General features: G+C 42.8%; 16 protein-coding genes. All 16 read left to right on the forward strand.

What is annotated here, in order from left to right; all coding sequences use genetic code 11:
- The 16 genes from MHZ92_RS01930 to flhB all read left to right on the forward strand — a co-directional run bounded on the left by MHZ92_RS01930 (window position 1) and on the right by flhB (window position 11,152).
- Window positions 1–603, forward strand: a complete 603-nt coding sequence (locus MHZ92_RS01930) for a MotE family protein (RefSeq protein WP_239429796.1) — start codon at window positions 1–3, stop codon at window positions 601–603.
- A gap of 35 nt (window positions 604–638) precedes the next feature.
- Window positions 639–1,925 carry a flagellar hook-length control protein FliK gene (locus MHZ92_RS21540; RefSeq protein WP_239429797.1) on the forward strand — a complete coding sequence of 429 codons (1,287 nt, stop codon included), beginning with the start codon at window positions 639–641 and terminating at the stop codon, window positions 1,923–1,925.
- A gap of 3 nt (window positions 1,926–1,928) precedes the next feature.
- On the forward strand, window positions 1,929–2,576 hold the full coding sequence (locus MHZ92_RS01940) for a flagellar hook capping FlgD N-terminal domain-containing protein (RefSeq protein ID WP_239429798.1): 648 nt from the start codon (window positions 1,929–1,931) through the stop codon (window positions 2,574–2,576).
- An 18-nt stretch (window positions 2,577–2,594) separates the two neighbouring features.
- On the forward strand, window positions 2,595–2,975 hold the full coding sequence (locus tag MHZ92_RS01945) for a TIGR02530 family flagellar biosynthesis protein (RefSeq protein ID WP_239429799.1): 381 nt from the start codon (window positions 2,595–2,597) through the stop codon (window positions 2,973–2,975).
- Window positions 2,976–3,065: 90 nt separating this feature from the next.
- Window positions 3,066–3,953, forward strand: coding sequence for a flagellar basal body rod protein FlgG (gene flgG / locus MHZ92_RS01950; RefSeq protein WP_239429800.1), 888 nt, complete (start codon window positions 3,066–3,068; stop codon window positions 3,951–3,953).
- Between the two features lie 50 nt (window positions 3,954–4,003).
- A complete protein-coding gene (locus MHZ92_RS21320) occupies window positions 4,004–4,138 on the forward strand; it encodes a hypothetical protein (protein WP_255723314.1) in 135 nt (44 codons plus the stop codon).
- 197 nt (window positions 4,139–4,335) lie between these two features.
- Window positions 4,336–4,557 carry a flagellar FlbD family protein gene (locus tag MHZ92_RS01955; protein ID WP_239429801.1) on the forward strand — a complete coding sequence of 74 codons (222 nt, stop codon included), beginning with the start codon at window positions 4,336–4,338 and terminating at the stop codon, window positions 4,555–4,557.
- The gene (gene fliL, locus MHZ92_RS01960) at window positions 4,547–4,972 is read left to right on the forward strand and encodes a flagellar basal body-associated protein FliL (protein WP_239429802.1); all 426 of its coding nucleotides are present in this window, start codon (window positions 4,547–4,549) and stop codon (window positions 4,970–4,972) included. The genes MHZ92_RS01955 and fliL overlap by 11 nt, the downstream gene beginning before the upstream one ends.
- A 38-nt stretch (window positions 4,973–5,010) precedes the next feature.
- Window positions 5,011–6,009 carry a flagellar motor switch protein FliM gene (gene fliM / locus MHZ92_RS01965; RefSeq protein ID WP_239429803.1) on the forward strand — a complete coding sequence of 333 codons (999 nt, stop codon included), beginning with the start codon at window positions 5,011–5,013 and terminating at the stop codon, window positions 6,007–6,009.
- Window positions 6,002–7,231 carry a flagellar motor switch phosphatase FliY gene (fliY, locus tag MHZ92_RS01970; protein ID WP_239429804.1) on the forward strand — a complete coding sequence of 410 codons (1,230 nt, stop codon included), beginning with the start codon at window positions 6,002–6,004 and terminating at the stop codon, window positions 7,229–7,231. The genes fliM and fliY overlap by 8 nt, the downstream gene beginning before the upstream one ends.
- Window positions 7,232–7,250: 19 nt before the next feature.
- Window positions 7,251–7,613, forward strand: a complete 363-nt coding sequence (locus MHZ92_RS01975; protein ID WP_239429805.1) for a response regulator — start codon at window positions 7,251–7,253, stop codon at window positions 7,611–7,613.
- A gap of 3 nt (window positions 7,614–7,616) precedes the next feature.
- The gene (locus tag MHZ92_RS01980; protein ID WP_239429806.1) at window positions 7,617–8,306 is read left to right on the forward strand and encodes a flagellar biosynthetic protein FliO; all 690 of its coding nucleotides are present in this window, start codon (window positions 7,617–7,619) and stop codon (window positions 8,304–8,306) included.
- On the forward strand, window positions 8,299–8,964 hold the full coding sequence (gene fliP, locus MHZ92_RS01985) for a flagellar type III secretion system pore protein FliP (RefSeq protein ID WP_239429810.1): 666 nt from the start codon (window positions 8,299–8,301) through the stop codon (window positions 8,962–8,964). Before MHZ92_RS01980 ends, fliP begins: the two co-directional genes overlap by 8 nt.
- A gap of 54 nt (window positions 8,965–9,018) precedes the next feature.
- The gene (gene fliQ, locus MHZ92_RS01990; RefSeq protein WP_239429811.1) at window positions 9,019–9,288 is read left to right on the forward strand and encodes a flagellar biosynthesis protein FliQ; all 270 of its coding nucleotides are present in this window, start codon (window positions 9,019–9,021) and stop codon (window positions 9,286–9,288) included.
- Between the two features lie 4 nt (window positions 9,289–9,292).
- Complete coding sequence (fliR, locus tag MHZ92_RS01995) at window positions 9,293–10,069, forward strand: flagellar biosynthetic protein FliR (protein ID WP_239429812.1); 777 nt, start codon at window positions 9,293–9,295, stop codon at window positions 10,067–10,069.
- 3 nt (window positions 10,070–10,072) lie between these two features.
- Window positions 10,073–11,152, forward strand: a complete 1,080-nt coding sequence (gene flhB / locus MHZ92_RS02000; protein ID WP_239429814.1) for a flagellar biosynthesis protein FlhB — start codon at window positions 10,073–10,075, stop codon at window positions 11,150–11,152.
- The last annotated feature ends 65 nt before the right edge of the window (window positions 11,153–11,217 follow it).

Raw genomic sequence — 11,217 nt, forward strand, 5'->3', positions numbered from 1 at the left:
TTGGCGAGGAATTCAAAATTGCAAACTGAAGAGAAAATCGTTGAAAAGAAGAAAGGCACCCGGCTCTTCCAGGAAGTGTTGCTTTGGACGCTTATCCCATTGCTTTTCACGACGATGGTCCTGTTAATCATCGCTTACGTTGCTGATGTGAACGTTTTTGATAAGGCGAAAGAGTGGACCGAATCGCTTCCATTTGGTGAAAAGAAGCAAGATGAGGAAATCGGTGACGATACAATCATCGCAGAGCGCGTCGTTGACTTACAAGCGGAAATTCAAGAGAAGGAAGCGCAAGTTTTCAAACTCCAGGAAGATTTAGCGAAATCAGAGGATGAAAAACAAGCTCTTCTCGACGAACAAACTAGTTTGTTAGCTCAAATTGAAGCATTGAAGATGGAAAAAGATGATTATAAACGTGATATGAAAGAAATCATTTCAACTTTCGAAAAAATGTCCGCAAAATCGGCAGCTCCAGTCATTACAAACATGAGCGATGCAGAAGCGATCCAAATACTTGCGAGCTTAAAGCCTGAAGTTCTCGCATCGATACTTGAAAAAATGTCACCAGAAGATGCCGCGAAATATACGAGTCTTATGACAAAGTAATTGGAACCGATCATTGAAAGGAGGTGAAACGAAAAGTGAACATAGGAGCATTACAAGCGATGACCGGGATGAACATGCAACCTACAGCAGGGAATGCACAAAAAGGTGGAGCAATGGTGCAGAAGTTCGGTTCAGTCCTTGCGAGTGTCACTTCGCAGTCAGCTGGAATTGAACCTGTAGCGAGAGAAAGTAATTCGAAAATTCCGCTTGAATTGATTCCGGATTTATTCAATGCAACGACTATTGACCAATTAGAACAGGCGTTACAAGCTATTTCGGGCAATGAAAAGATAGAGCTTCCTGAAACTCCCGAAGAGATAGGAAATACTGCTAGTTTAGAAGAATTTTCAAAACTATTGTCGGTAAATCCTGATGAAATGCTTGAAAAACTAAAGGAATTGTTGCAGAAAGCCGGGTTATCATCAAACGAGATGGATGAATTAACCGTCACATCAAACATGTGGACGATTATTCAGTCCATCGATGAAGCGGGAATTCGTTTTTTTGAAAATCTGAATAATGAACTTCAAAACCCAGAATCCCGGAATGAAGCCATTCAACTACTCGCTTATTTAAAAACAGTAGAATTGATTGCACCTAAAACCGATATGGTTTTGACGATGGAACAGAAGGTTGACAGTTTCCAAACATTCCTCATAGGAGCTGCGGCGCAATTCGAAGAAAAAGTTGCCGTAATGGGCAAACAAGATCCGTTGCCATTCATCCAGCAGAAGGCGGACTTTAGAATTGTCCTTGAAGCCAATTCATCCATGTCGACCAATGAGGAGAGCACACGACAAAAACAAGCAGAGACACAACCGAATAGTGCAAGTTCCGCCATTGCAAATGTCACTTCACTAAAAGCAGAATTCTCAGTTCAACAGATGGAATCGAATCCGTCGAACCGTAGCGAGTCGCTGTTAAGAGAAATGCAAGCATTAATGAAACGAGCCAATTTCGGACAAGTCGGTGGCACCAATCGGATGCTCATTAAGCTATATCCCGAACATCTAGGCCAAATCCGTATCGAGTTGCTCGAAACGAACGGAATTATGACAGCGAGAATCCTTGCATCAACTGCATTGGCAAAAGGAATGCTCGACAGCCAACTGCATCAACTAAAACACGCGTTTAACCAGCAAAACTTGCAAGTTGAACGGATTGACATAGCACAATCGATCCAAGAAACGAATCGAAGTGAACGAGAGCAATCCTTTAATGAACAATTCAAACGCGAACAACAGTCTGATGAAAACAAGCAAAACAAATCATCAGAAGAAGAGCGATCATTCGAGGAATATATGATCGAATTGGAGGTGTAGAAAATGATAGATGGACAAAAACCGATAACGGAATCCATGTTCCTCATCAATAAACAACGGGATCAACGCAAAACCGGACCCGAGACGATGGACAAAGATGCATTCATGAAAATTCTCATCGCCCAACTGCAAAACCAAGATCCGACGAACCCAATGAAGGACAATGAATTCATTGCGCAGATGGCACAGTTTTCATCTTTGGAACAAACGATGAAATTGGCAAACGCATTTGAAAAATTCGCTGAAGCTCAAAACCAAAGCCAACTAATCCAATACAATCAATTCGTCGGAAAGAATGTCCGATGGCATGAATTGACGAATAAAAAAGACGAAGCAGGGAAGCCGATTGTCAACGAAGGAACCGGCGTTATCCAATCTGCAAAATTCGTAGATGGATCAGTCGTATTTACTATGGCAGACGGGAAGGAACTGTCCCCCGGCAATATTTCAGAAGTACTAGCAAGCTCAGGAAATACAAATAGCTTAGTAGAAGCAAGCCTGTTAATTGGTAAAACTGTTGGATATATGGATGGAGAAGAGGAAAAGTCCGGAACAGTCGTATCTGTCTCAAATAAAGAAGGGAAACTGCAATACATTTTGGACGACGGCAGCCGACTTGACGGAAACACATTCACTTCCATCAGCCAATAAGAAAAAAGGAGCGAGTGTATGGACAAGCTGAACATCCACCACGTTCCATCGCAGCCACTCATCCGCCATGGACAACGAATGAAAACACCGCCACAGCCAACACAATCATTCCTGGAACAGCTGAACAAAGCAATCCAGCCACAGGAACTGAAAATCAGCAAACATGCGACAGACAGGCTAAGAGAGCGGAACATTCATATTACTGAATCTGAATGGGCACACATCACAGACAAGGTGAATGAAGCAAAAGTGAAGGGAATCAAAGAATCGCTTGTACTGATGGACCAAGCAGCACTCATCGTCAGCGCAAAAAATTCAACCGTCATTACAGCGATGGATCGCAAAGAAGCAAGAGACCAAGTTTTCACAAACATCGACGGCACAATCGTGCTCAACTAACTCCGGCAGGACCTCAGAAAGAGGATGCCGACGTACTGCCGACCGACAGAGGCAGACACACTTTTACAATCCGAGAGGGGAAAAATTAATATGTTACGATCAATGTACTCAGGAATCTCAGGCTTACGGAACTTCCAAACGAAATTGGATGTTATCGGGAATAATATATCTAATGTTAATACTTATGGGTTTAAGAAGGGACGTGTGATCTTTAAAGACTTAATTTCTCAGACTGTGGCGGGAGCTTCAGCTGCAAGTGATTCACGGGGGGGAGTTAACCCGAAGCAAGTAGGACTTGGATCACAAATTTCTACAATTGATACAATTCACGCGGGAGGATCAACACAGTTTACAGGGAATACATTGGACTTGGCTATCTCCGGAGACGGCTTCTTCCAAGTAGCAGATGCCACGACTGATATTGAAGCGGTCGATGGAGACGAATTTACATCAAGTCCTTTGTACACTCGCGCAGGAAATTTCTATATGGATAACAGGGGATATTTAGTTAACTCTGATGGGAAATATTTAGTAGGATATTCAGCCGCAGATCTTGAAGGTTTGGATCCAGAGGATGTAGATCCAGATGTTATGCCAGATCCACAACCAATAGTAATCCCTACAACAGCGCAGTCAATGAGTATCGGTCAGGATGGCACCATTACTTTTGTAAATGCTGCAGGAGATTTAAAATGGGCTGGGCAATTAATTTTAGCAAAATTCCCTAACCCAGGTGGTCTTAATAAGGTTGGAGGTAACTACTTCCAAGAATCAACAAACTCCGGGGTTCCAGTACCAGGAGTTGCCACTACAACAGGAATCGGGGAAATTGTATCTGGCTTCCTAGAAATGTCCAACGTCGACCTTGCTGAAGAATTCACTGAAATGATCGTCGCGCAACGTGGTTTCCAAGCAAACACACGTATCATCACAACATCTGACGAAATTCTTCAAGAACTTGTCAATTTGAAACGATAAGAATAAGAATCTAGTGATATATAATAAGAATTAATTATTCTACACTAGGATTGAAGCGTAGGGCGGCGACTCCTGCGGGAACAGCGCGAGCTGAAGACCCTGGACTGAGCGAAGCGAGGGAAGCGGCTGAAGCCGTGCCCGCGGAAAGCGTCCGCCAGCAGCGGAAATCCGGTATTCAAGCATAACCCTGTGTGCTTTGAAAAGTTTATGCGCTTTTAGATGCATTTATGCTCCATTACACACATTTATGCGCATCTCTGACAAGTTATGCGTTTCTAGAGTGATTTATGCGCAATTAAACGAGTTTATGCGTGAGTAAACAACTTTATGCGTTTTTACAGCAAAGGAGGGTCGGGCCGGCCCTGTGCCCGGCCCCTTACATATGATCAAACTTACACGTCTCAACGGCAAAGCGTTCATGTTGAACGCACTATACATAGAAAAAGTCGAATCGTTTCCCGATACGACCATTACTCTGACGACAGGCAGCAAATACGTCGTCCTGGACCCTATCGACGAAGTCAACCGCCGCATTATTGATTTCTATCAATCGGTCCAATTACTAGCGAATCCGCATATCCGGGGTGAAGAAAATGAAGAATAAAGCACTGACTATTATATTAATCATTGTCGTTACGTTAACGCTTGTCGGAATCATTGGATTAATACTTACCCTACAACTAAAAGCCGACTCCGGAGATAAAGAACCGACAATTGATGACATTCTTGAAGCATCCGTAGACGTACCGGAAATCATGACTAACTTAGCAGGACGTCAATTTATCCGGATTTCATTGAAAATCCAAACGACCGATAAAAAAGCGGCTGAAGAATTGGAAAAACGCGACTTCCAAGTCCAAAACATCGTCATTCAAGAGCTCTCGGAAATGACCTCGAAAGATTTTGAAGGAAAAGCTGGGAAGCAGGCATTCGAGGATTCCATCAAAGCACAACTGAATCCACTCATGCAAGAGGGTGAAATTGAAAAAGTGTACATCGTTTCCTACATTATCCAGTAATTAACTGATGGACATATACTATGCCGGGAGGTGGCCTTATGCCGGGAGATATTTTATCCCAACATGAAATTGATGCGTTATTATCAGCATTATCGACAGGTGAAATGTCGGCGGAAGAGATTAAGAAGGAAGAGGAGACCCGGAAGGTCAAAGTATATGACTTTAAACGTGCCCTCCGCTTTTCGAAAGATCAGATCCGAAGTTTGACAAGGATCCATGAAAACTTTGCAAGGTTGTTGACGACTTACTTTTCCGCACAATTGCGGACGTATATTCAAATAAATGTCGCCTCGGTGGATCAAATCCCTTTTGAGGAATTCATCCGATCCATCCCGAATATGACATTGCTTAATATTTTTGACGTTCCGCCACTTGAAGGAAATATCATTATGGAAGTCAATCCGAACGTCGCTTATTCCATGCTTGATCGATTAATGGGCGGTGTAGGGGAAGGCCCTGGAAAAGTGGATAATATGACAGAAATCGAAACAAAGATTTTGACGAATCTATTCGAACGGTCATTTGATAATTTACGGGAAGCGTGGTCTGGCATCATCGAAATAGATCCGTTTCTATCTGAAATGGAAGTGAATCCACAATTCCTTCAAATGATTTCACCGAATGAAACGGTTGTCGTCATTTCATTCAACATTGTCATTGGAGAATCAAGTGGAATGATTAATATTTGTATTCCGCATGTTGTTCTTGAGCCGATTGTCCCGAATTTATCGGTACGGTATTGGATGCAGACGAATAAGAAAGAGCCGACACCTGAACAAAGCATCATTTTGGAAAAACGGTTGAAAAAAGCTACTTTGCCGATTACGACAGAATTAGGGAGTGGGTCGATGTCGGTTGAAGATTTTTTATATTTGCAAGTGGGCGATGTCATTCCGCTTGATCAAAAAATTGAAGATCCGTTACTTGTCAAAGTGGGCGACATACCAAAATTCACAGCCCAACCTGGCCATCATCGAAATAGGATGGCTGTACAAATTATCGATATATTGAACGGAGGGGATGAAGATGATGAGTGATAGTGTGCTATCCCAAGAAGAAATTGAAGCATTGTTACGTGGGGAGCCGATCCGTGCAGAAGAGCCTGCAACATCGTCCTCTGATAATCAGGATTATGACAATCAATTAAGTGAAATGGAGAAAGACGCCTTAGGAGAAGTCGGGAATATTTCCTTCGGCAGCTCCGCTACAGCCCTCTCCTCGTTACTTGGCCAGAAAGTGGAAATTACAACTCCATCGATCTCTGTAGTAGATCTCAGTATGCTAAAGACGGAGTTTATCCAACCGTATGTAGCGGTCCAAGTAGAATATACGGAAGGTTTGCATGGAACGAATCTCCTTGTCATTAAACAAAGTGACGCTGCAATTATCGCTGATTTGATGCTTGGTGGAGATGGAATGGCGCCAAATGAAGAATTGAATGAAATCCATTTGAGTGCAGTACAGGAAGCGATGAATCAGATGATGGGTTCCGCGGCGACATCGATGTCCACTGTATTCAATAAGAAAGTGGATATTTCCCCTCCTTCCATTGATTTAATGAATATGCAAAGCGATGAAGGCATAGATAAGATCCCGAAGGACGAGATGATGATCAAAGTTTCCTTCGAATTGAAAGTCGGAGAGTTAATTGATTCGAGTATTATGCAGCTCTTCCCACTGCAATTCGGTAAAAATCTTGTAACGTCTCTCATGGGGATGGGTGCCGAAGAGGAAGCCGCAGTGACTGTAGAAGAGCCGGTCAGGCCTGCTCCTACATATGGGCAACAACCGAGCCGTCGTGAATATTCACCCGAGGACACTGCCGGATTTTCCAATAATCCAAGCACATCACAAGCAATGGAGCAGCCTTATCAGGAACAACCGTATTATGAGCAGCCGCTTCAACAACAGATGCCACAACGGCAGCAAAAACCACCTGTTCATGTACAGGAAGCCCGATTTGCTAGCTTTGAAGGACCTTCATTGAATCAAGTAGAAACCAACAATTTGAATATGTTGTTGGATATCCCTTTACAAGTGACGGTGGAGCTTGGAAGGACGAAACGGTCTGTTAAAGAAATCCTTGAAATGTCAAGTGGTTCCATCATAGAATTGGATAAGCTGGCGGGAGAACCGGTGGATATTTTAGTGAACAACCGTCATATTGCCAAAGGGGAAGTCGTTGTCATCGATGAAAACTTTGGTGTGCGTATTACAGATATTTTAAGCCAGACAGAACGCTTGAATAACTTACGATAGGATCCGGGAGGTCAAGAGAATGGGTAAACGTATTTTAATTGTGGATGACGCAGCTTTCATGCGTATGATGATTAAAGATATATTGACAAAAAATAATTTTGAAGTGGTCGGTGAGGCTGCTGATGGTGTGCAAGCAGTTGAAAAATATATGGAATTGAAGCCAGATCTCGTTACGATGGACATTACAATGCCCGAAATGGATGGCATTGCGGCGTTGAAATCCATTAAGGAGAAAGATCCATCTGCGACAATTATTATGTGTTCAGCAATGGGGCAACAAGCGATGGTGATCGACGCGATCCAAGCAGGGGCAAAAGACTTTATCGTCAAGCCTTTCCAAGCTGACCGTGTAGTCGAAGCAATCCAAAAAGCAATAGGTTAACTCATGAGAGTATCAATTAATCTGAAACGATTGTTGCCATTGTTTATCGTACTTTTCGTAATGATGCCTTTTGGAAATGTACATGCGGAAGCCGATCAGAACAAGTCTGTCTCCGATTGCTTAGGACAAGGCAATGATTGCGGACAAGATTCAAAGAATGTGAATGAGATAGACGAGCCAGCTGCCGACACGTCGCAAGACGGGGCAGCTGTTGGCTTGTCATTGTGGGATTATATTAAGACGCTCTTTGCATTGCTGTTTGTCATCGGTCTTCTTCTCGCTCTACTGAAGTTCATTAATCGGAAGAACCGCATGTTTGACCAGCATCGATTCATAAAAAATGTCGGGGGGCTCTCCCTTGGTCAACATAAATCCATTCAATTGGTAGTCATCGGCGATTCCTACTATTTGATAGGCGTCGGTGATGAAGTAAGACTATTGAAAGAGATTACAGATCCAAAAGAGATTAAGGCACTCGAGAGTTATTTTGACGAAGACGAACTTCAATCTCCGCCAGGAATTATGAGCAAGTTGTTGACGATGCTTCCTCAAAACAAAGCGGACACATCGCTTAATAGCGACGAACCCGCAGATTTCAAAAAAATGTTTATAACTAGGCTCGATGAATTAAGAGCGGAACGTAAAAAGCATTTGAACCGATTGGCAGAAAAGGAGCGCAAAAAAGATGAATGATTTCGTCCAGTTCTTTTCGGACAGCGATCCGACAAATGTATCGACATCCATCAAATTGCTTCTACTCCTTACTGTCCTGTCACTTGCCCCGGCGATCCTTATACTAATGACTTCTTTTGCACGGATTGTCATTGTTTTGTCGTTTGTCAGGACGGCACTTGCAACGCAGCAAATGCCGCCAAACCAAGTGATTGTTGGGCTTGCCCTATTTTTGACTTTTTTTATTATGGCACCTACTTTCCAAGAGGTGAATGAAACAGCGCTGACACCGCTTTTTGCAGAAGAGATCACATTGGAAGAGGCATATGACCGGGCAAGCTTGCCTTTCAAGGAGTTCATGAGCAAGCATACGCGGCAGAAAGATTTGGAGTTATTTTTACGATACAATCAAGCGGAGCGTCCTGAAACGTTGGAGGACATCCCGTTGACGATGTTAGTCCCGGCTTTCGCTATTAGTGAAATAAAGACTGCATTCCAAATGGGCTTCATGATCTTCATCCCGTTTCTCGTTATTGACATGATTGTCGCAAGTGTTCTTATGTCAATGGGGATGATGATGTTGCCGCCTGTTATGATTTCATTGCCATTTAAGATTTTATTATTTGTCCTTGTCGATGGATGGTATTTAATCGTCAAGTCTTTATTGCAAAGTTTTTAGGTGCAAAGTTTTTAGATGCATAGTTTTTAGGTGCAAATTAGGAGTGGTTATCGAATGACAGGCGAATTAATTATAGCGATAGCCGAACGCGCGGTATGGGTCATTTTATTGACAAGCGGTCCGCTGTTGGTTGTCGCACTGGTTACCGGCCTAATCGTGAGCATATTCCAGGCGACGACGCAGATACAAGAACAGACACTTGCATTTGTGCCGAAAATCATTGCAGTCCTTGTTGCCATCGTCATTTTTGGACCTTGGATTTTAGCTAGGGTGACAGCATTCGCGGCAGACATTTTTGATAACCTCGTCCGGTATATCGGGTGATTAAATGGAAGAACTAATTCCTTCTATCGCTGCTTATTTGCTCATTTTGACAAGGGTGACTGCTTTCATCGTAACTGTCCCTTTGTTTTCCTATCGGGCAATCCCGACGACACAAAGGATCATATTTGCTGCAGTTGTCGCTTGGATCATGGTCTATACGATCGATGCACCTGAGCTCGAAATCGATGGTACATACATACTCCTTGTGATCAAGGAAGCTACAACCGGCCTATTCATCGGGGTTATCGCCTATATCGTCATGTCTGCAATCCAAATTGCGGGAGGCTTCATCGATTTCCAGATGGGCTTTGCCATCGCGAATGTCATCGACCCCCAAACTGGAGCTCAATCGCCGCTCCTTGGTCAGTTTTTCAATGTCCTCGCGATGTTGCTGCTGCTCACATTGAACGGACATCATATGCTTCTTGATGGGATTTTTTATAGTTATCGTTTTATACCGATTGACATGCTTTGGCCATCATTCGGCGAGGAGAGGCTTGCTGAATTTGTCACAAGAACTTTTGCGATGGTCTTCGCCATCGCATTCCAAATGGCTGTACCGATTGTTGCAACTCTATTTCTTGTCGACTTGGCACTCGGCATTACAGCGAGGACAGTTCCTCAACTTAATATTTTCGTTGTCGGCTTTCCCATTAAAATCGGTGTTAGTTTTCTAGTGCTTGTGACGATGTTCACCGTAATGATCGCAATGATGCGTAAATTATTTGAACTGATGATAACAGCGATGAGGGATTTGATGATCATCTTAGGAGGTGGCTAATTTATGATTCGTTTGGATTTACAGTTCTTTGCAGGCGAAAAGACTGAAAAGGCCACTCCGAAGAAGCGTCTCGACTCCCGAAAGAAAGGACAAGTCGTCAAAAGCCAGGATGTCACAACTGCAATTGTCCTTCTTTTTGTATTTTTGTTCCTTTTCTTTACAGCAGGTTTCATGCGGGATCGGTTCTTCGTATTCTTTACACATTCATTTACAGAATTCATTTCGATTAACGTACTGGATATCGATCAAACGATGATCATCTATCAGGAAATAATTGTTCAAATGGCATATATTCTCTTACCTGTCATGGCAATAGCAGTCATTGCGGGAATAGGCGGGAATTTGATGCAGTTCGGAATTCTATTTACTGCAGAACCCTTGAAATTCGATCTAAAAAAAATTGATCCGATCAAAGGACTAAAACGGATATTTTCCATCCGAGCACTCGTTGAATTATTGAAATCGTTGTTGAAAATATCTTTTATTGGATCTGTGACAACAATCCTATTAATGATGAATATCGAAAAAGTTTTAGGTCTTACATTTAAGACGCCCCATGACACATTAGTAACAGTCGGGCAATTGGTCGCGTTGATGGGTATTGTCGCTTCTTTTGTTCTTTTATTCATTTCGATATTAGACTATTTTTATCAGAAATATGATTACGAGAAAAACTTGCGGATGTCCAAACAGGATATTAAGGACGAACACAAAAATACAGAAGGGGATCCGATCATCAAATCGCGCATTAAACAGCGTCAAAGGGAAATGGCGATGAGAAGGATGATGCAGGAAGTACCCCAAGCGGATGTCGTCATAACGAACCCGACCCATTTTGCAATAGCTTTAAAATATGATGATGAAAAAATGGATGCACCAATTGTCATTGCGAAGGGCGCCGACTTCATCGCACAAAAAATCAAGCTGATTGCAAAAGAACATAATATTGTCATGGTAGAAAACCGCCCTCTTGCAAGGGGACTCTACGATGATGTTGAAATCGGTGATCGTATTCCAGACCAGTTTTTCAAAGCGGTCGCCGAAGTATTGGCATATGTATATCGCATTCAACGGAAAATATAACGGGATCAGCAAGTCTGCAGATTTGAAGTACTCCTTCGGAAGCAATCACGCATAGGCGTGATTGA

The sequence above is a fragment of the Sporosarcina sp. ACRSL genome (assembly GCF_022346605.1).
Taxonomy (GTDB): Bacteria; Bacillota; Bacilli; order Bacillales_A; family Planococcaceae; genus Sporosarcina.